Origin of the sequence: Kineococcus sp. DHX-1 (genome assembly GCF_042473625.1) — a bacterium.
GTDB lineage: Bacteria > Actinomycetota > Actinomycetes > Actinomycetales > Kineococcaceae > Kineococcus.
On the sequence record NZ_CP170445.1, the window covers coordinates 3,139,447 to 3,158,115 of the forward strand.

Here is an 18,669-nt window from a genome sequence, read left to right on the forward strand (position 1 = left end):
TCCAGCCCCCTCCAGGAAGGGCCCGCCATGCGCCAGCTCGTCGTCACCGCCTTCGTCTCCCTGGACGGGGTCGTGGAGGCCCCCGGGGGTGAGCCGGGACACCGCAGCTCCGGCTGGACCTTCCAGGACATCGAGTTCCTCCCCGAGGCCTACGAGATCAAGGGCCGCGAGCAGGAGGAGACGACGGCCCTGCTGCTCGGCCGCACGAGCTACGAGGCCTTCGCCCCCGTCTGGCCGACGATGGACGAGTTCGCCGGCTACAACGCCATGCCCCGCTACGTCGTCTCCACGACCCTGGAGCACGACGACGAGCGGTGGCCGGCGACCGTCCTGCGCTCCCTCGACGACGTGGCGGCGCTCAAGGAGACCGAGGGCGGGCCGATCGCGGTGCACGGCAGCGCGACGCTGGCCCGTTCGCTCACCGACGCCGGTCTCGTCGACCGCTACCACCTGCTGGTGTTCCCGCTGCTGCTCGGCGCGGGCAAGCGGCTGTGGAGCGAGGCGGACAAGGACAAGCAGCCGCTGCGCGTGCTGGAGTCGGAGACCTACGCGAACGGCATCGTGAAGGTCGTCTACGACGTCGTGCGCTGAGCCTGGGCCAGGGCCCGCAGGAACTCCTCCACCGCGGTCCGGTCGGCGCTCGTGGCGAACGCCACCTCCCGGCCGGACAGCAGGAGCCTGAGCTCCAGGCCACCGAACCGCCGTTCGCGGACGGCGCCCGCACCGACGTCGCCTAGGGGCACGGCCGCCACGGACGCACCACCAACCAGCTGCGGGCGGGACAGCCAGAGCTGGACGGTCCCGACGCCGAGCGCGCCCTCGCCCCCGACGAGGCCGGCGCGCAGGGGCAGGGCCGCGAGCAGGTCCTCACCGGTCCCCACCACGTGGCCGAGGAGCTGGGCGTGCGCGGCCGCCGTCACGAGCGCACCACGGCACGGGCCAGGTCGCGGCGCAGCGCGGGACGGACGAGCACGTCGACCGCGGCGGCCCACTGCCCGACGGAGCCCACCCCCACCGGACCCCGCCCGCCACCGGCCGGGGCGACGGCACCGGGCAGCGTCTCGACGACCCCCGCGAACGGCCGGTCGTGGAAGGGAGCCGTCGCCGGCGCCGGGGCGGGCAGCCCGACCTCGGCCTGCCGCGCGAGCAGGCCCTCGAGCGCGGCGCTGAGCCCGGCCTCGCGCTCGCGCCAGTCCCCCGCGGCCAGCGCGCGCGCCAGGTGCGGGGCGACGCGCCCGCTCGGCGAGGCCGCGAACACCGTCCCGACCCACTTCGCGTACGGCGCCCAGGTCCGGTCGAGCAGCAGTCCGAGTTGGACGGCCGTGCCCGCGAGCCGGGCGGCGAGCACCCGCGAGCCGAGGTCGTCCCCGCGCTGACCGGTGCGCCCGACGAAGGGCAGTTCCTGCTCCAGCTGCTGCCAGGCGCTGGCCACGAGGTGTCGCCACACGTCGTCGGGGTACCAGGTCAGGCTGCCGCGCAGGGCTTCCCATCGTCCCTCGTCGTCGCTGAACACGGGTCCGGCGACGAGTTCGAGGACGGCCTGCCCCGTGAAGGACAGCCAGTCGGCGGTCGTCGGTTCCTCGTGCGCTCCGATGCCGAGGCGGGCCCGGACGAAACCGTCCACCGTGGCGACCTCGACGCGGTGCCGGTCGCTCCCGTCCCAGGTGGTGGCGAAGCGGACGGGACGCCCCGCGTGCGTCGCGGGCAGGTGCCGTTCGAGGACGGCCCCGACCTGCTCGTCGAGCCCCTCGGGGACGAGGACGGCGAGGCGCAGCCCCCAGTCGTGGTCGCGCGAGACGTCGTCGTCGAGGCCCAGCACGTCCGACCCGGCTCCGAAGCGCCCGGCGACGAGCGGGGTCCCGGGGAACTCCCGCCGCAGCAGGGGCCCGACCACGTCGGCGAAGAACCCGCGCGCCAGCTCGGCACCGCTCGGCTCAGGCACGCGGACGCACCAGGGGTGCGAGCCAGGCACGGTAGGCCGCGAACGTCGCCAGCGCGGCGGCGGTCATCCCCGGCAGCGCGTCCGGCCCCGCCGCGTCGACCGCGGCGGTCGTCTCCCGCCAGCGTCGGCCGGTGCCCGCGCGGCCGGTCAGCGACGTCGTCGCCGCGACCGGCACGCCGGCCTCGACGACCGTCCGCGCGATGAGGCGCCCGCCGAGCGTCGACCCGTCGAGGACGTAGCGGACGCCCAGCGCCGCGGCGCGGTCCGGCACCGCGGGGACGTCGGGGCACTCCGGCAGGCCGACCAGCTCGGCCTCGGGGACGTCGAGGGCCCGCAGGTCCTCCAGCGCGAGGTCGGCCCGCTCCCGGCCCGCCACGTCGAGGGCGTCCGGGTCCTGGCGGGCCTGACCCGCGAGGGCGCGTTCGAGGGGCGCCAGCAGCCCCCACGTGAGTTCCAGCCAGCGGCGGTGCACCGCGGTGTCCCACGGGCGGTCGAGGACGTCGAGCGCGGTGTCGAGGTCCTCGTGCGCCGACGCGGTCGCGGACCGCAACCACGCCAACGTCCCCTGGGCCTGTCCCACGACCACTCCCCTCCCCGTGACGGTCCTGACGGCACGTTCCCGCCCCTCGCCTCCGAAACTACTGGGTGACGACACGCCCGGGTTGCCCACGCCCCCGTCCGGGGGTCGAATGGGTGGTGAGCCGTGGTCCAGAGGTGTGCCGCGGAGGGACCGGAGACGACGGGGTTCCGATGACGACCACTGTTCCTGCCCACGACACCACCACCGACACCACCACCCTCACCACCCGTGCGGTGGTCGACCTGCGCGACCGTCCGCTCGACGCCCTGCGCGAGGCGTACGACGAGCGCTGGCACCTGGTGGCCGACGACGCACCGGACCACCCGACGGCGGAGGACCTGGCGCGCAACGCCTCCGAGATCGCCGACCTCGAGGCCCGGTGCCGCCCCGCCGGGCGCGTCCTGCCCCGGCGCACGGGCCCGGACCCCTCCACGTTCCTCGGCTGACCCCGCGGGACCTCTGCCCGGAACGCACCGCTCCTCCGCGCCTGGCACGCTCTGACCGTCAGGGCAGCGGTCAGGAGGAGGGGTGCGGTGGAGGTGCGGGCCGAGGAGGTCGCCGCGGCGGTCGGGGAACTGGCCGAGGTGCTGGCCGAGCGCGGTGAGGCGCTGGACCTGGCGTACCGACTGGTGGGCCACTGCGCGCGGTTGCTGTCCGCCAGCGCGGTGGGGCTGCTCGTCGAGGACGCGCGGGGCGACCTGCGCCTGCTCGCCGCCAGTTCCGGCGAGGCGCGCGTCGTCGAGCTGTTCCAGCTGCAGAACGACGAGGGTCCCTGCCTGGACTGCTACCGCACGGGCAGTCCGACCGCGGCCGTCGACGCGGCCACGCTGCAGCGCACCTGGCCGCGGTTCTCCGTCGGTGCGGCGTCGCAGGGCATCGTGGCCGTCCACGCCGTCCCCGTGCAGGTGGGCGGCCGGACGATCGGCGCCCTGAACCTGTTCCGGGACCACGAGGGTCCGTTCTCCTCGGTGGAGACGGACGTGGCGCACGCCATGGCGTCCTTCGTGGCGGTCGGCATCGGTCAGCTCGAGGCCACCGCGCAGGGCGAACGCCTGCGGGAGCAGCTGCAGGAGGCGCTCGACAGCCGCGTCGTCCTGGAGCAGGCCAAGGGCGTCCTCGCCGAGCGGCACCGCATCCACCCCGACGAAGCGTTCGCGCAGCTGCGGGCCCGCGCGCGGACCGAACGCCGCCGGCTGCGCGAGGTCGCCTCCGAGGTGGTGGCGCCGCTGAGCCGGGCCCGCGGCGCCTGACCCCTCTCCCCCTCAGCGCTCGGTCAGCGGCGCGTCCAGTTCCGCCGGACGAGCCGGTCGACGTCCCGGTCGGGCTCCGGCGCGTCGGCGCGCTGCAGGTCGGCCAGGAGCGCGCTCGCCAGGTCGTACAGCTTCACGTTGTGCGTCTGGGACACCTGCGAGAGCTGGCGGAACGCGGCGTCCTCGTCGCACCGGGTCAGCGCCATGATCGCGCCCTTGGCCATGTCGATGACCGGTCGCCGGGTCAGGGCGGTGCGCAGCTGCGCCAGCTCGGCGCGCAGCGCGTCCACGTCCGTGCGGGTGGGGTCCAGCTCGTGGTCGAGGGCGTCCAGCTCCGCGACCCGACCGTCCTCGTCGTGCATCCTCGTTGCGTCCTCCGGTGCAGCCGACCCCCCGGCCGGACGGCGAGGGGGCGGTTCGCGCAGCGAGGTCTGGGCGGAGCGAAGCCGACGAAGATCCTACGACGACGCGGGGGCCCTCACGCGCGGTCCACGAACGGGCCCAGCAGGCTGAGGTCGGCCGCCGACAACCGGTCGGCGGCGGTCGCGGCCTGGTGCCAGTGCGGGTAGCGCAGCGGGACGGCGCTGACGTCGTCCAGACGGCGCCGTTCGTCGCCCGAGAGCACGAGGTCGGCGGCGGCGAGGTTGTCGCGCAACTGCTCGTCGGTGCGGGCACCGACCACCAGGGACGTGACCCCGGGGCGGCCCAGCAGCCAGGCGAGGGCGACCTGCGCGGCCGACACCCCGTGCGCCTCCCCCGTCCGCACGAGCTCCTCGACGACGTCGTAGAGCGCGTCCTCGTCGTGGACGGGCGGTTCGGACCAGTTCCCCAGGTGTCGCGACCCCTCGGGCGCCGAGGCGTCGCGGCGGTACTTGCCCGAGAGCAGACCGCCGGCCAGCGGGCTCCACACGAGAATACCGAGCTCCTCCTCCAGGCTCAGCGGGACGAGTTCGGACTCGGCGTCCCGGGCCTGCAGCGTGTAGTGGATCTGCTGGGACACGTAGCGCTGGTACCCGCGGGCGTCCGACGTCGCGAGGGCCTTCATCAGCTGCCAGCCGCAGTAGTTCGACGCGCCGACGTAGCGGACCTTGCCCGAGCGGACGAGGGTGTCGAGCGCCTCCAGCGTCTCCTCCAGCGGGGTCTGACCGTCCCACTCGTGGATCTGGTACAGGTCGACGTGGTCCGTGCGCAGGCGGCGCAGGCTGCGTTCGACCGACCGGACGAGGTGGTGGCGCGAGGCTCCCCCGTCGTTCGGGCCGGGCCCGACGACCATGCGGGCCTTGGTCGCGACGAGGACGTCGTCGCGGCGCGCGCCGAGCCCCTCGAGGACCTCGCCGGTGATCTCTTCGCTGAGCCCGTCGGAGTACATGTCCGCGGTGTCGAGGAGGTTCACCCCCGCGTCGAGGGCCATCTCGACCTGCCGCCGCGCCGTGGCCACGTCGGTTTTCCCCACCGCAGCGAAGGCGCCCGTCCCGCCGAACGTCATCGTTCCCAGCGTGATCGTCGAGACGCGCAGCCCCGACCGTCCGAGTCGTCGGTACTCCATGCCCGGACGCTACTCCGGACCGCTCAACGGGCGCGCTCGACCCGCGCCACCGACAGCGTCCGGACCTGCGCGGCCCCGCTGCGGACGGTGACTTGCCCGCCCTGGAAGTCCTGCACGACCGAACCGCCGACCGTCCGGGCATCGGAGACGGGGTAGCCGAGGGTTCCGGCCTCCCAGCCGCGCGCGGCCCACGCGTCGCGGACCGCCGCGGGGACGGCGTGCGTGCCCGAGGCCGGGGAGGAGTACACCGAACCGCCGGTGAAGTGCTGCCCGCTGCCGCCGGCGACGAGCCCGCCGAACACCGCCGAGCTCGGGTAGCCGAGCGCGCCGTTCTCCCAGCCCTGCGCCGCCCACGCCGTCCGGACCGGGCCGGTGACGGCGAACGTGCCGGCCGGGCCGGAGTACACCGAGCCCCCCTGGAAGTGGGCGAAGGACCCCGCGGGCAGCGACGCCGCCGTCGTCGTGGGGAAGCCGAGGGACCCGTTCTCCCAGCCGGCCGCGCCGTAACCGGCGAGCACCGCACCGCCGAGCGCCTGCGCCCCCGTCGCCGGCGACCAGTAGACGGTCCCGCCCTGGAAGCGCTGCGCGACACCGCCGCGGACGGTGAACTCGGCCCCCGTCGGGTAGCCCAGCCAGCTGTTCTCCCAGCCGAGGGAGGCCCAGCGGTCGCGGATGGCGCCGCGGACCGTCGCGGCGCCCGACGCCGCGCTCCAGTAGACGGACCCGCCGGCGAAGTGCTGGCCGAAACCGCCCCCGCGCAGCGGCCCGAGCTCGCGGCCCATCGGCAGGCCGAGGTAGCCGCCGTTGGCGCCCGCCGCGGTGTACGTCTGCAGGATGGCGCCCTTGACCGGCACCCCGGCGTAGCTGCGCGAGCCGTCGGAGTTCTGCGCGACGAGGGGCGTGCGGCGCGAGGAGCCGAAGTCGGCCACCCAGTAGGAGCGCCAGACGGTCCGGCCGCCGGACCACAACGTCGTGTAGACGAGCCCGACGCCGACGTTGGTGTACTTGGCGTCCTGCAGCACGGCGCGGTGCGGGTCGGACCCCATCCACGTGTCGACCGCCAGGTCGCCGTTCTCCAGGCCGTGGGTGTCGGCGTTGCCCATGTCGGCCGTCGCGACGATCTCTCCCCACTGCGGGAAGTCCGACAGCAGCGTCTGCAGGTTCGGGTTGTGCTTCATGCCGTCGCCCTGGCCGAGCACGTCGGCCCAGTCCTGGGCGACGGTCTCCAGCGTCGGGTCCAGCGTCAGCGCCGGCGCCCCGACGGCCGCGCGCTCGCGGTTGAGTCCGTCGAGGATCTGCTGCTGCTGGGTCGCCGCGGGGACGACCGGCTGCAGCACCTGGGCGGCGGCCGCGGCGGGAACGGCGGTGACGACCTCGGCGACCCCCGCGCAGGGCAGGGCGACGAGCGCTGCGAGCACGGGTGCGAGCACACGGGCACGCCCGGTGGCTCGTGCGGTGCCACGGGCGGGGCGGCGGGGGGCGGTCGGCCTGGTCACCCAGGTGATGTCGTCCGCACGCCCCGGTCACGACAGAGCCCGCCCGGGGTACCCCCTCCCGGGCGAGCCCTCGTCACCGCGTGTGACTACCCCTCCGCGGGGCCCTCGATCGCCGCACGTCGCTGCTGGGCCGCCCGGACGCGGGCCACGTCGAGCTTGGTGGACCGGTCGAAGGAGTAGACGCCGTTCTGCTCCTGGAAGACGTCGGTCAGCTGCGTGTAGCAGTAGCCGAACATCAGCGGGTCGTCCAGCAGGACGCCGGTCAGCCCCTCGAAGCGGTGGTGGAACTCCTCCTCGGTGCGCGGCGGCTCGCCGTAGCCCCACGAGGACGTGGCACCGCGGTCGACGTCGGGGTCGCTCGCCGCCACGTCGGGCCGCCACCAGATCCCGCCGAACTCGCTGCAGAACCACGGCTGCCCCTGGTAGGGCAGCGACCAGGGTTCCCCGTCCGCGCCGTAGTTGGTGTCGGGGTTCCCCGCGGCCAGGCCGGACATCTCGCGGGCGAACTGCGCCGGGTCCTGGGTGTAGTTGTGCGAGTCCCACACGTCGGACTCCAGGACGCGGTGGGAGTAGCCGGAGGCGTCCAGCACCGGCCGGGAGGTGTCCATGGCCTTGGCGGCGAGGAACATCGCCCGGGTCACGTCGTCGAGCACCTGGCCGCGGTCGGTGAGGCCCTGCCGCGTCTCGTTGAGCCCGCACCAGCCGACGACGCTGGGGTGGGAGTAGTCGCGTTCGAGGGCCTCCAGCCACTGGCTGACGAAGTTCGGGGTGGGCTGCTGGTGCTCACCGCGGAGGGACGTCCCCTCCTCGACGGCGCCCCAGTCGCCGAACTCCCCCCAGACGAGGTACCCCAGCCGGTCGGCGTGGAAGAGGAAGCGCTCCTCGAACACCTTCTGGTGCAGCCGGGCGCCGTTGAACCCGGCCTCGAGGGCGAGTTCGACGTCGCGGCGCAGCGCCTCGTCGGTCGGCGCCGTCATGATCCCGTCGGGGTAGTAGCCCTGGTCGAGGACGAGCCGCTGGAACACCGGGCGGCCGTTGAGGAGGACGGCCTTGCCGTCGATGCTCACCGACCGCAGCCCCGCGTACGTCTCGACGGTGTCCACCACCGCACCGGCCGCGTCCCGCAGGGTCAGCGTCACGTCGTACAGGTGCGGGTCACCCGGTCCCCACAGCCGCACACGGTCCTCCGGCACGCGCAGCGTCAGCCGCGGGGACAGGTCGAGGTCGGCGCGCACGGACGCCGTGACGACCTCGCCCGCCGCGTCGCGCACGGACGCGTGCAGCGTCCACCCGGCGCGGTCGCCGGCGGCGCCCGTCCCGCTGCGGCGCAGGGGTTGCTCGAGGTGGAACGTCGAGGCGGCGACGTCGGGGGTGATGCGCGGGCGGCCGAGGGAGACGTCCGGGACGGGTTCGGCCCAGACGGTCTGCCAGATCCCCGTCGTGCGCGTGTAGAGGCACTCGTAGTTGTCGTAGCGCGTCGACTGCTTGCCGCGGGCCTGCGGGCCGTACCGGTCGTCGCGGGCGCGGACGACGACGGTCACCTCGCCCGTGCGGTGGCCGAGGTCGGCGGTGAACGGGGTGAACCCGCCGCGGTGCCGGACGACCTCCTCCCCGTCCACCCACACCGTCGCGTCGTGGTCGACGGCGCCGAAGTGCAGGAGCGTGCGGCGGCCCACCCAGTCCGCGGGGATCGCGACCGTGCGGCGGTACCAGACGGCGGGGAGGAAGTCGGTGGTGCCGACGCCGGAGAGCTGCGACTCCGGCGCGAAGGGGACGGTGATGGCGCCGGCGAGGTCGCGGTCGCGCAGACCGCGTTCGAGACCGGAGTCCCCCGCGTCGACCTCGAACTGCCAGGTGCCGTTCAGGGACAGCCAGTCGGCGCGGACCACCGAGGGCCGGGGGTGCTCGGGGCGCGGGATGGTGGGCACGGACGTCTCCTCATCGATGACGGTGTCGCTCGGGCGTGCGGGGCCAGTCTCACCGACGTCCGTACATCGTTGCAAGCGTGGGTCGGCACAACGCTATGCAGCGTTGCAAACGCGTGCTAGGTTCCGCAGCACTGATCGGGACAGAGCGGTTCTCGGTTCTCGACCAGCCGGTGCCCGCCACCCGGCAGCACCGACCACCGCCAACGACGGCAGGGACGGACACGCGTGAACAGTCATCCCCCAGGGCCCAGGAGCCCGTTCAGCCGACGCTCCCTCCTGCGCGGCGGCCTCGCCGCCGGGGGGCTCGGCCTGGCCGCCGCCACCGCGGGCTGCGGCTCACCGCTCGCCGCCGGCCTGGTCGGCACCCAGCTCAACCCCGGGACCGTCACGTTCTGGAACCTCTTCGGGGGCGGCGACGGCGCCCGCCTGCAGCTCATGCTCGACGAGTACCGCAAGCAGCAGGGCAGCGCGGACTCCCTCGTCGCGGCGACGTTCGCCTGGGGCAACCCGTACTACACGAAGGTGTCGCTGGCGACGCTGGGGAACAAGCCGCCGGACGTCGCGGTCTCCCACCTCACGCGCGCCACCAACCTGGCCGCAGCGGGCCTCCTGGAACCGATCACGGACGAGACCCTCGCCCTGGTGGGCCTCAAGGTCGAGGACTTCACCCCCAAGGCGTGGGAGGCCGCGACGTTCGACGGCCAGTCCTACGCGATCCCCATGGACACCCACCCGTGGGTGCTGTTCTACAACACCGACGTGTGCCAGAAGGCCGGGCTGCTGGGCTCGGACGGCAAGCTCGCGAAGATCGAGGGCCTCCAGGCCTGGGAGGCCGCCCTCACCGCCGCCAAGCAGACCACCGGGACCTACGGCGCCGCGACGGCGTCGGTCGGCGACGACTCCAACTGCTGGCGGTTCGTCAACACCCTCTACAGCCAGCGCGACGGCGCCCAGCCCCTCATGAGCGAGGAGGGGCAGGAGATCACCATGGACGACGCGCTCATGGTCGACACCCTGGCCACGATCCAGCGCTGGACCTCCTCCGGGCTCATGCCGAAGGTCGTGGACACCCCCGGGGCCGAACTGGCCCTGTCGCAGGGCCAGTCGGCGTTCTTCATGAACGGCGAGTGGGAGATCACGACGCTGCAGAGCATCGAGGGCCTGAAGTTCAGCATGGCCGCCTTCCCGCAGCTGTACGAGAAGCCGGCCGCGCACGCCGACTCGCACGCCTTCGTGCTCCCCCGCATGGACCGCGACGCCGACCAGCTGAAGCGGGCCATGGGGTTCGTCCACTCCATGCTCGAACAGGGCATGACGTGGGCCGAGGGCGGCCACGTCCCGACGTACCTGCCCATCTTCGAGAGCGAGCAGTACAAGACGCTGGAACCGCAGGCGGACTACGCCGAGACCGCGACGTACGCCTCGTACGACCCGGCGGCGTGGTACTCGGGCTCGGGCTCGAACTTCGAGACGGTCACCGGCTCGCAGATCGGTCTGGTCCTGCAGGGCCTGACGACCCCGGAGGCGGCCACGGCCAGCATCCGCAGCCAACTCGAGACCTACGCACGGACGGCGAACCCCCTGTGAGCACCCAGACGATCGGCGCGCCCACGGCGGCGCGGACCTCCCTGCGCGGCGGCAGCGACCCGGACCGGCTGCGCCGCACGAACAAGGCGTGGCTGTTCGTCGCGCCCTTCGGCCTCTTCTACCTCGCGTTCCTGCTCGGCCCCTCGCTCTACATGTTCGTCGCGAGCTTCTTCGACACGAGCATCGTCAAGACCGGCCTGGGCAACTTCATCGGCCTGGAGAACTACACGACCCTGCTGTCGTCGTCGGACTTCTGGTCGGCGATGTGGCACACCCTGCAGTTCACGCTCTACACCGTGCCGCCGCTGGTGGTGCTGTCGTTCGTGTTCGCCGTCCTGGCCAACCGCATGCAGCGCGGGCAGATCTTCTGGCGGATGGCGTTCTTCACCCCCTTCATCCTCCCCTCGGCCGCGATCTCCCTCGTCTGGGTCTTCATCTTCACGGCCGACACCGGGCTGTGGGCGACCGTCCAGAAGGGGCTCGGCAGCGAGGCCCCGGCCCCCGTCCTGGCGACCCCCAACCTGGCCATGGTCGGCATCGCGGTCGCGACCGTCTGGTGGACGATCGGCTTCAACTTCATCCTCTACCTGGCCGGCCTGCAGGACATCCCCCGCGAGCTGTACGAAGCGGCCGCCATCGACGGCGCGACGCCGTGGCAGCAGATCCGGCACCTGACGATCCCGCTGCTCAGCCGCACGACGACCCTCGTCCTGCTGCTGCAGATCATCGCCAGCCTGAAGATCTTCGACCAGGTCTACCTGATGACCAGCGGCGGGCCGGGCACGAGCACCGAGACCGCGCTCGTGTTCATCACCAAGACCGGCTTCACCGACTACCGCATCGGCGCCGCGGCGGCCGCCTCGTTCGTCCTGTTCCTCGTCATCCTCGTCATCGCCCTCGTCCGCCAGCTCCTCGAGCGCGCCCAGCAGAAGGGAGCCTGAGATGGCGACCACCGGTGCCGCAGGTACCTCCCGCCGTTCCGGCATCTCCGCCGCGGCACCCCCGGCCCGCGTCGCAAAGGTGGGGACGAACGGAGGGAAGACGTTCAACCGCATCGCCGTCGTCGTCCTGACGGTCTTCGCGGTGCTGTGGCTCGTCCCGAGCCTGTGGGCCATCAAGACCTCGCTCACCGCGAACTCCGTCTCGGCCCTGGGGACGCAGGCGATCCTCAAGGACATCAACCCGACGCTCGCGTCGTACTCCTCGCTGCTCGGCGGCGGGGACCTGTGGAACTGGTACCTGGCGAGCTTCATCACCTCGACGCTGTCGGCGGCGCTCGTCGTGCTCTTCGCCTCGATGGCCGCGTTCGCCCTGTCGCGGATGCGGTTCCGGGGCCGGCAGGTCGTCTTCCTGCTCGTCATCGCCGGGATCATGGTCCCTGCCGACGTGCTCATCATCCCGATCTTCCAGATGCTCAACACGGTCGGGCTGCTGAACACCTACTGGGCCGTGATCTTCCCGCAGGTCTCCAGCGTCATCGCGCTGTTCGTCTTCAAGCAGTTCTTCGACGGACTGCCGAACGAGCTCGAGGAGGCCGCCCGCATCGACGGGGCCGGGAACTGGCGCATCTACTGGTCGATCCTCATGCCGCTGTCGCGTCCGGTGCTCGCCGCCATGGCGATCGTCACCTTCGTCGGGGTGTGGAACAACCTCATCCTGCCGCTGTTCGTCCTGTCCAACCCCGACCTCATGACCATCCCCGTCGGTCTCGCGACCGTCCAGGGCTCCTACGGCCAGCGGTTCTCCGACATCCAGGCCTCCACGGTCCTCGGGGCCCTGCCGCTGGTCATCCTGTTCGTCATCTTCCAGCGCCGCATCGTCGAAGGTGTGGCCGGAACCGGCCTGAAGGGCTGAACCACCTCGTGACCACCCGCACCGCCAGCCTGTCCGGAGTCGTCGACCTCGACGTCTCCGGAGCCACCATCAACCGCCACCTCTACGGGCACTTCGCCGAGCACCTCGGCCGCTGCATCTACGAGGGGTTCTGGGTCGGGGAGGACTCCGACATCCAGAACACCGACGGCATCCGCGAGGACGTCGTGCAGGCGCTGAAGGACATCAGCATCCCCAACCTGCGCTGGCCGGGCGGGTGCTTCGCCGACGAGTACCACTGGATGAACGGCGTCGGCCCGCGCGAGGAACGCCCGTCGATGGTCAACACCCACTGGGGCGACGTCGTCGAGGACAACTCCTTCGGCACCCACGAGTTCATGCGGCTGTGCGAGCTGCTCGGCGCCGCGCCCTACGTGTCGGGCAACGTCGGGTCCGGCACGGTCGCGGAGATGAGCGACTGGATCGAGTACCTCACCCGGTCCGGGGACGCACCGATGTCCCGGCTGCGCCGCGAGCACGGCCGGTCCGAGCCGTGGAAGGTGCCCTTCTGGGGCATCGGGAACGAGAACTGGGGCTGCGGCGGCAACATGACCGCCGAGCAGTACACCCAGCTCGCCGCCCAGTTCGCGACGTACTGCCGCAACCACGACGGCAACGAGCTGTACCGCATCGCGGCGGGCCCGAACCGGGACGACTACCACTGGACCGAGACGCTGATGAAGTCGGTCAGCACCCTCGGCGGTCCGGCCCGCTCCCCCAAGCACAACGGGTGGCAGGCCCTCTCGTTCCACTACTACACCCACGCCAGCGACGACTGGCAGCACAAGGGCTCGGCGACGGAGTTCACCGCCGCGGAGTACCACGAGACGATGGTCCGGGCCTGGCGCATCGACGAGATCGTCCGCGGCCACGTCCGGGTCATGGACGCCTACGACCCGGAGGCCTCGGTCGGGCTCGTCTGCGACGAGTGGGGCACCTGGTGGGACGTCGAACCCGGCACCAACCCCGGGTTCCTGTACCAGCAGAACACCCTGCGGGACGCGCTCGTCGCCGGTCTGCACTTCGACGTGTTCCACGAGAACGCGCGCCGGCTGGTCATGGCGAACATCGCGCAGACGGTCAACGTGCTGCAGGCCATGGTCCTCACCGACGGCGCGCGGATGGTCCTGACGCCCACGTACCACGTGTTCGCGATGAACGCGGGGCACCAGGACGCCACGTCCCACCCCGTCCAGGTGACGGCGGCGGACGCGGCGTACGAGGGTGAGGCGGGGTCCTACCGGACGCTGACCACCACGGTCAGCTCGAAGGACGGTTCCGCGCTGGTCTCCCTGACCAACCTCGACGTGGACGGGCCCGCCACGGTCCGCCTCGACCTGCGGGGCAAGGGCTGGGAGATCGCCCGCGCCCGCGTCCTGGCCGCCCCGAGCGTCCAGGCGCACAACACGGCGGACGCCCCGGACGCCGTGGCGCCCGCGTCGTTCGACGGTGCGCGCAAGGACGGCGACACCCTCGTGGTCGACCTGCCGCCGCACTCCTTCGCGACGGTGGAACTCACCCTCTCGTGAACCCAGGGGTCTGCAGGACCCCGGTCAGCGCCCCGGACGGCAGTCCCCTGCCGTCCGGGCGCGGCCAGTGCACGCACACCTCGTCGTACCCGGCCTCGGCGAGCGCCGTCGCGAACCGCGGCCAGTCCGCGTAGGCGCCGCGCTCGTCGAGGCCGAGCAGCGCCACCTTCCGCACGCGGTCGGCGCCCTGGAGAGCGGCGAACCTCGCGATCGGCGCCGTGAACCGCTCGACGGCCTCCTCGACCCCGTCCTGGGGACCGGACTCCCCCTCGCCGTAGGTGACCCACCCCTGCCCGAGCCGGGCCGCGAAGCGCATCCCGCGCGGGCCGGCGGCGGCGACCGTCAGCGGCACCCCGGACACGGGCCCGGGAACGTTCCGCGCGTCGTGGGCGGTGTAGTGCTCGCCCCGCTCGTCGGTGACCCGCTGCGTCAGCAGCGAGCGCAGCAGCGTCGTCCACTCCTCGAACCGGTCCTGCCGCTCGCGCGGCGTCAGCGCTGGCACCCCCAGGACGGAGGCGTCGTGCGCCGACGTGCCCGCCCCCACGCCCAGCTCGACCCGGCCGTCGCTGAGCTGGTCGAGCGTCATCACCTCGGCGGCGAACGTCACGGGGTGGCGGTAGTTCGGGGACGCGACCAGCGTGCCGAGCCGGACCCGTTCGGTGGCCGTCGCGGCGGCCGCCAGCAGGGGCACGGCCGCGTACCAGGGGCCGTCGCGCAGGTCGCGCCACGACAGGTGGTCGTAGCTGAAGACCGTCCGCACGCCGGCGTCCTCGGCGGCCCGAGCGGTGTCGGCGAAGGCGTGCGGGTGCAGGTCGTTGAGCACGACGCAGGAGAGGTCCACCCCCGGAACGCTATCCCCGGCGCCGCCACCACCGCCGCCGTGGAGGTCCCGCCGCCGGCGGCGCGTCGGCCGGGACGGGGCGGGACGCGTGCCACGCCTCCACGAGCGCCTCGACGTCCAGCAGCCCCACGACGACCAGCGGACCGTCGGCCGGGCGCCGGTACAGCTCCAGCACGCGGTCGTTGAAGTCGGTGGCGACGTCCCGGACGGCGGCCTCGGAGACGAGCTCGTGGACGTCGCGCAGGAGCACCTCGCGCTCGCGGCGCAGGGCCAGCGGCGGCGGCAGCATGGCGCTGACGTCGAACCCCTCGCGGCGGGCCTTGTCCGCGGCCCACTGCTCCGCGGAGAACTCCCGGTCCAGCCCGGGCAGCGGCTTCCCCGCGCCGGGGAGGTTCTCGAAGTCGCCGCGCTCGTGCGCCTCCCGCACCTGCCGCTCGACCCAGTCCTCGAAGGAGGTGCCGAACGGTTTGCGCCCACCGGCCGTCACGGGGCGACGCTAACCAGCGCGCTCCGCGGCGGCAACGCGGAGGGCGAGCACGGGACACATCCGTTCCGCGTCGCGGGCCCGCGCCAGCAGCTCCTCCGGCACGGCGGCGCGCCGGCCCCCGCCGCGCACGGCGGGGAACCCCCAGTCGTCGGCGACGAGCAGCTCGGGCAGGAGCCCGGTGCAGACGCCGTGCCCGTCGCAGGCGGCGAAGTCGATGCGCAGCTCGCTCACACCGCCACCGCCCGGGCCGCGAGGCAGGTCCCGCGCCGGTGCGCCTCGACCTCCCCGGGGAAGGCCACCAGGACGCTCGCGACCGAGCGGGCCGAGGCGTCGGGGTGGTGGCACGCGCCGCGGTCGACGAGCAGGCCGACCGTCCGCTGCAGCTCGTGCAGCCCGTCGGTGTCGAGCCGGCCGGCGGCCAGGGCGGTCGTGAGGTGGTGCAGGCGCGGCAGCCCGAACGTGCACGGACCGCACTGCCGGACGGACGCCGCGGCGAGGTGCCCGACGACGGTCGCCGTGACGGCCAGCGGGCACTCCCCCTGCAGCAGGGGCCGGACGACCCCCGCGCGCACGGTGCCCACCGTGAGCGCGACGGGCTCGCCGGGCGCGGCCCACACGCCGTGGTACCCCCCGAGCAGGGCGCCGGCGGACCCGTCGACGCCCTCGCGGTCGAGCAGGTCGTCCAGTCCGGTGCCCGCCGGCACCTCCCGGACCCGGGGCCCGGCCGTGGTGGCGAGCGTGAGCAGGACGGTGTCGGGCAGCTCGCCGTCGCGGGCCAGCAGGCCGACGCGGGCGAGGGTCTCGACGTTCTTCACCACGGTCGGCCGGCCCGCCAGACCGTTGCGCCACAACGGGACTCCCGTCCCCCGCGGCCGGGCGGCGTACCCGTCGAGGTGGGCGACCACGGCCGACTCCTGCCCGGCGACGAAGCCCGGCGCGGCCTCGGCGACGTGCAGCGCCACGTGGACCGCGTCGGGGCGTTCCCGCGCCGCCCGGCGCACGGACTCCAGCCCCGGGCCGGCCGCCGCGCAGACCACCACGTCGGTCGCGCCGACGGCGGCGGCCGCTGCGACGGCGCCGTCGAGGACGAGGTGCGGGACGGTCGTGAGCAGCGTGACGTCCTTGCGGGACAGCGGCTCCCCCTCGACGCCGTTGACGACCACGACCCCGCCGGCCCCTGCATCCCGGACGCGGGCGAGTTCGGCCGCGACGGGCCGGGCGGCGCCGCCGCGGCCGCGCAACCCGCTGCGGTGCAGCAGGTCCAGCAGGTCCGGGCGCCCGGAGGGCCGAGGACGGTCGTGGCACGGGTCGAGGATCACCGAGAGCTCCCCTGCAGGACGGACGGACGACGGACGGGGTCGGCGGGACGCCAGCGGTCCCGGCGGCGGCCGACCGCGAGCGCCGTGAGGACGGCGACGACGCAGGCGGCGGACAGCGCCAGCCCCCACGGGGTGCGGGTGTCGGAGCCGACGCCCAGCGCGTGGGCGAGGCTGACGGCCAGGAACGGCCAGGCGAGGGCGTGCACGGCCCGCCACACCCGCCGGCCGAGCCGGACGCGGGCGAGGCTGGTGGCGACGACCGCGACGAGGAGCAGCACCGCGACGGTGCCCAGGCCGGTCCAGAACGGGCGGTAGCCGGAGGCGAAGGGGACGACGACGTCGAGGAGGGAGACGTCGACGTACCCGTCGGCCACGACGCTGCCGACGTGCACGACGAGGAACCCGAGCGCGGCCAGGGCCAGCGAGCGGTGCACGAGCGGGGTGACCCACCGCGGCGAGCGGCCCAGCCGCCGGCCGCCGTGGGTGAGCACCCCGAGCACGACGACGAGCGTGAACAGCGGCAGCAGGACCAGTCCGCTGGCGCGGGACAGCGCCCAGAGCAGTTCGGAGGTCACGCCGGCCACCGTCCCGTCCGCAGGACGGTCCCGTCCGCGGCCACGCACCGGGCGCTGACCCCGGCAGCGGCGAACCAGCCGAGCGCCGCGCGGCCCCGCACGAGGGCCGCCGTGCTCGCCGTGTTCGCCTCCACGCAGCTGCCCGCGGCGACGGAGACCGTGCGCCACACCGGGTCCGCGGGCAGGAGGGTGCGCGGGTCGAGGACGTGGTGCACCTCGCGGGTGCCGCAGCGCCAGCGGCGCGACCGGGTGCCGGACGTCGCCAGCGCACCCCCGGCGGGGAGTGCGACGACCTGGGCGGGTTCGCCCGGACCGTCGCTGACGAGCACCTCCCACCGCCGGTCCGGCCCGGCGGTGGCGACGTCCCCGCCCAGCGCGACGAGCACCGGCGTCCCGAGGCGGTCGGCGACGAGGCGGGCGGCGCGGTCGGCGGCGACGGCCTTGGCGGTGGCCCCGAGGTCGAGGTGGACGCCCGGGGGGACGCGCACCCGGCTCCCGACCAGCTCGACCTCCCGCCAGTCCCGCCGTCCCCGCGTCACCACGCGCACCTCGACCGGCCCGGCGGTCCCCGCGACCGCGAACTGCGCGAGGGGCCGGTCGTAGCCCAGGGCGCACATCGCGTCGCCGAGGGTGGGGTCGACGTCGCCGTCGGTGCGCCGGGCCGCGCGCAGGGCCTCGGTGAGCAGGTCGGCGAGCGTCGGGGACACCTGCGCCCACCGCCCCACGGGCAGCCCGGCGAGTTCGCTGTCGGGACGGAACCGGTTGCAGGCGTCGTCGACGAGCCGCAGCTGCGAGACGACGAGACCGCGGGCGGCGGGCAGGGCCGCCGGGTCGTCGAGGACGATGCGCGCCGTGGTGCCCCAGACGTCCCACTGCGCGACGGCGTCGGTGACGGGGAGCGCCTCGGTGAGCGGCATCACGAACCGCCCGAGGTCGCCGAGCCGGACCCCGATCCGGCCGACGTCCCGGACGAGTCCGGCGCCCAGGTCGAGGACCCCTGGTCCGTCGTCGTGCTGGTCGTGCTGGTCGTCGAGGTGTCCGCGCCGCTGTCGGTGCCGCCGGTGGCGAAGGCCGCCGTCGCGCCCGCGGTGGCCAGGACCCCGCCCGCCACCACCCCTGCGGTGATCCACCGCGCCCGTGTCGTTCCCATGCCAGCGAGCGTGCGCTGCGCGGCTCTCCCCGCCCCAGGAGGCGGCTGTGGATCAGCCCAGCGAGGCGGCCCACTCCCGCACGCGGCGGGCGCTCTCCTCCTCGGACAGGTCCTGCGTCCGGGTCATCACCGACCACCGCACGCCGAACGGGTCGCGGATGCTCGCGAAGCGGTCACCGGAGACGAAGTCGGTGAGGGGTTCGCGCACGGTCGCGCCGGCCGCCTCCGCACGGGCCACGACGGCGTCCGCGTCGGCGCAGTACAGGCCGAGGGAGAAGCAGTCGTCCTCCCCCGCCGGCGCGGGGACGAGGTGGTACTCGGCGTTCGGCTCCCCCAGCTGCAGGTGCCCGTGGCCGAGGTCGAGCTCGGCGTGCACGACGACGCCTCCCACCTCGGTGACGTCGACGACGCGGGCGCCGAAGACGTCGCGGTAGAAGGCGATGGCCTCCCGGGCGCGGGGCACCGCGAGGAAGGGGGTCAGGGTCGTCATCCCGTGCGGGACACCGTCGGTCGTGTGCTGTCCGGTCGTCATGGGACGAGCCTGGCGCCCCGACCGGCCCCCGCGCT

The 18,669-nt window shown here is 74.0% G+C and carries 22 protein-coding genes; 7 read left to right on the forward strand and 15 right to left on the reverse strand.

The genetic code is table 11. The features are described 5' to 3' along the window. Positions 1 to 27: 27 nt before the first annotated feature. On the forward strand, positions 28 to 591 hold the full coding sequence (locus tag ACFEMC_RS15050; protein ID WP_380170382.1) for a dihydrofolate reductase family protein: 564 nt from the start codon (positions 28 to 30) through the stop codon (positions 589 to 591). Here the strand turns inward: ACFEMC_RS15050 and ACFEMC_RS15055 are convergent. Genes ACFEMC_RS15055 through ACFEMC_RS15065 form a run of 3 tightly spaced genes read right to left on the reverse strand, consistent with a single transcriptional unit; the run spans position 573 to position 2,522 of the window. After that, positions 573 to 920: a hypothetical protein gene (locus tag ACFEMC_RS15055; RefSeq protein ID WP_380170383.1), complete on the reverse strand. Its 348-nt coding sequence runs from the start codon at positions 918 to 920 to the stop codon at positions 573 to 575. The genes ACFEMC_RS15050 and ACFEMC_RS15055 overlap by 19 nt on opposite strands. Beyond that, positions 917 to 1,942: a DUF4037 domain-containing protein gene (locus ACFEMC_RS15060; RefSeq protein WP_380170384.1), complete on the reverse strand. Its 1,026-nt coding sequence runs from the start codon at positions 1,940 to 1,942 to the stop codon at positions 917 to 919. Before ACFEMC_RS15060 ends, ACFEMC_RS15055 begins: the two co-directional genes overlap by 4 nt. After that, positions 1,935 to 2,522: a biliverdin-producing heme oxygenase gene (locus ACFEMC_RS15065; RefSeq protein ID WP_380170385.1), complete on the reverse strand. Its 588-nt coding sequence runs from the start codon at positions 2,520 to 2,522 to the stop codon at positions 1,935 to 1,937. The genes ACFEMC_RS15060 and ACFEMC_RS15065 overlap by 8 nt, the downstream gene beginning before the upstream one ends. Before the next feature lie 170 nt (positions 2,523 to 2,692). Here ACFEMC_RS15065 and ACFEMC_RS15070 point away from each other — a divergent pair, with 170 nt between their 5' ends. Together ACFEMC_RS15070 and ACFEMC_RS15075 are read left to right on the forward strand one after the other, a co-directional pair. Beyond that, on the forward strand, positions 2,693 to 2,968 hold the full coding sequence (locus ACFEMC_RS15070) for a hypothetical protein (RefSeq protein ID WP_380170386.1): 276 nt from the start codon (positions 2,693 to 2,695) through the stop codon (positions 2,966 to 2,968). 87 nt (positions 2,969 to 3,055) lie between these two features. Continuing rightward, entirely contained in the window at positions 3,056 to 3,772 is a 717-nt protein-coding gene (locus ACFEMC_RS15075; RefSeq protein WP_380170387.1) for an ANTAR domain-containing protein, read from the forward strand. A gap of 23 nt (positions 3,773 to 3,795) precedes the next feature. Here the strand turns inward: ACFEMC_RS15075 and ACFEMC_RS15080 are convergent, their stop codons facing one another. The 4 genes from ACFEMC_RS15080 to ACFEMC_RS15095 all read right to left on the reverse strand — a co-directional run bounded on the left by ACFEMC_RS15080 (position 3,796) and on the right by ACFEMC_RS15095 (position 8,742). Then, the gene (locus tag ACFEMC_RS15080) at positions 3,796 to 4,134 is read right to left on the reverse strand and encodes an ANTAR domain-containing protein (protein WP_380170388.1); all 339 of its coding nucleotides are present in this window, start codon (positions 4,132 to 4,134) and stop codon (positions 3,796 to 3,798) included. Positions 4,135 to 4,250: 116 nt separating this feature from the next. Further along, complete coding sequence (locus ACFEMC_RS15085; RefSeq protein ID WP_380170389.1) at positions 4,251 to 5,318, reverse strand: aldo/keto reductase; 1,068 nt, start codon at positions 5,316 to 5,318, stop codon at positions 4,251 to 4,253. 23 nt (positions 5,319 to 5,341) lie between these two features. Beyond that, positions 5,342 to 6,736: a CAP domain-containing protein gene (locus tag ACFEMC_RS15090; protein ID WP_380170390.1), complete on the reverse strand. Its 1,395-nt coding sequence runs from the start codon at positions 6,734 to 6,736 to the stop codon at positions 5,342 to 5,344. A 164-nt stretch (positions 6,737 to 6,900) separates the two neighbouring features. Continuing rightward, positions 6,901 to 8,742, reverse strand: a complete 1,842-nt coding sequence (locus ACFEMC_RS15095; RefSeq protein ID WP_380170391.1) for a glycoside hydrolase family 2 protein — start codon at positions 8,740 to 8,742, stop codon at positions 6,901 to 6,903. Between the two features lie 225 nt (positions 8,743 to 8,967). Here ACFEMC_RS15095 and ACFEMC_RS15100 point away from each other — a divergent pair, with 225 nt between their 5' ends. The 4 genes from ACFEMC_RS15100 to ACFEMC_RS15115 are packed head-to-tail and all read left to right on the forward strand — an operon-like array spanning position 8,968 to position 13,730. Continuing rightward, positions 8,968 to 10,329, forward strand: a complete 1,362-nt coding sequence (locus ACFEMC_RS15100; RefSeq protein ID WP_380170392.1) for an extracellular solute-binding protein — start codon at positions 8,968 to 8,970, stop codon at positions 10,327 to 10,329. Then, positions 10,326 to 11,270 (forward strand): carbohydrate ABC transporter permease, encoded by a 945-nt coding sequence (locus tag ACFEMC_RS15105; RefSeq protein WP_380170393.1) that lies wholly within the window; start codon positions 10,326 to 10,328, stop codon positions 11,268 to 11,270. The genes ACFEMC_RS15100 and ACFEMC_RS15105 overlap by 4 nt, the downstream gene beginning before the upstream one ends. A gap of 1 nt (position 11,271) precedes the next feature. Continuing rightward, positions 11,272 to 12,183, forward strand: coding sequence for a carbohydrate ABC transporter permease (locus ACFEMC_RS15110; protein ID WP_367639333.1), 912 nt, complete (start codon positions 11,272 to 11,274; stop codon positions 12,181 to 12,183). Between the two features lie 8 nt (positions 12,184 to 12,191). Then, on the forward strand, positions 12,192 to 13,730 hold the full coding sequence (locus ACFEMC_RS15115; protein ID WP_380170394.1) for an alpha-N-arabinofuranosidase: 1,539 nt from the start codon (positions 12,192 to 12,194) through the stop codon (positions 13,728 to 13,730). Here the strand turns inward: ACFEMC_RS15115 and ACFEMC_RS15120 are convergent. From ACFEMC_RS15120 to ACFEMC_RS15155, 8 genes are read right to left on the reverse strand one after another with little or no spacing between them, the layout of a single operon-like run. Next, entirely contained in the window at positions 13,717 to 14,571 is an 855-nt protein-coding gene (locus ACFEMC_RS15120; RefSeq protein WP_380170395.1) for an LLM class flavin-dependent oxidoreductase, read from the reverse strand. The genes ACFEMC_RS15115 and ACFEMC_RS15120 overlap by 14 nt on opposite strands. A gap of 10 nt (positions 14,572 to 14,581) precedes the next feature. Continuing rightward, positions 14,582 to 15,058 (reverse strand): DUF1992 domain-containing protein, encoded by a 477-nt coding sequence (locus ACFEMC_RS15125; protein WP_380170396.1) that lies wholly within the window; start codon positions 15,056 to 15,058, stop codon positions 14,582 to 14,584. A 9-nt stretch (positions 15,059 to 15,067) separates the two neighbouring features. Further along, positions 15,068 to 15,289, reverse strand: a complete 222-nt coding sequence (locus ACFEMC_RS15130) for a ferredoxin (RefSeq protein ID WP_380170397.1) — start codon at positions 15,287 to 15,289, stop codon at positions 15,068 to 15,070. Then, positions 15,286 to 16,377 (reverse strand): NADH-ubiquinone oxidoreductase-F iron-sulfur binding region domain-containing protein, encoded by a 1,092-nt coding sequence (locus tag ACFEMC_RS15135; protein WP_380170398.1) that lies wholly within the window; start codon positions 16,375 to 16,377, stop codon positions 15,286 to 15,288. Before ACFEMC_RS15135 ends, ACFEMC_RS15130 begins: the two co-directional genes overlap by 4 nt. Continuing rightward, positions 16,374 to 16,952 carry a ferric reductase-like transmembrane domain-containing protein gene (locus ACFEMC_RS15140; RefSeq protein ID WP_380170399.1) on the reverse strand — a complete coding sequence of 193 codons (579 nt, stop codon included), beginning with the start codon at positions 16,950 to 16,952 and terminating at the stop codon, positions 16,374 to 16,376. The genes ACFEMC_RS15135 and ACFEMC_RS15140 overlap by 4 nt, the downstream gene beginning before the upstream one ends. Further along, a complete protein-coding gene (locus tag ACFEMC_RS15145) occupies positions 16,949 to 17,869 on the reverse strand; it encodes an FAD:protein FMN transferase (protein WP_380170400.1) in 921 nt (306 codons plus the stop codon). The genes ACFEMC_RS15140 and ACFEMC_RS15145 overlap by 4 nt, the downstream gene beginning before the upstream one ends. Next, a complete protein-coding gene (locus ACFEMC_RS15150; RefSeq protein ID WP_380170401.1) occupies positions 17,869 to 18,102 on the reverse strand; it encodes a hypothetical protein in 234 nt (77 codons plus the stop codon). The genes ACFEMC_RS15145 and ACFEMC_RS15150 overlap by 1 nt, the downstream gene beginning before the upstream one ends. 52 nt (positions 18,103 to 18,154) lie before the next feature. Continuing rightward, complete coding sequence (locus tag ACFEMC_RS15155) at positions 18,155 to 18,634, reverse strand: VOC family protein (RefSeq protein ID WP_380170402.1); 480 nt, start codon at positions 18,632 to 18,634, stop codon at positions 18,155 to 18,157. Positions 18,635 to 18,669 lie beyond the last annotated feature (35 nt).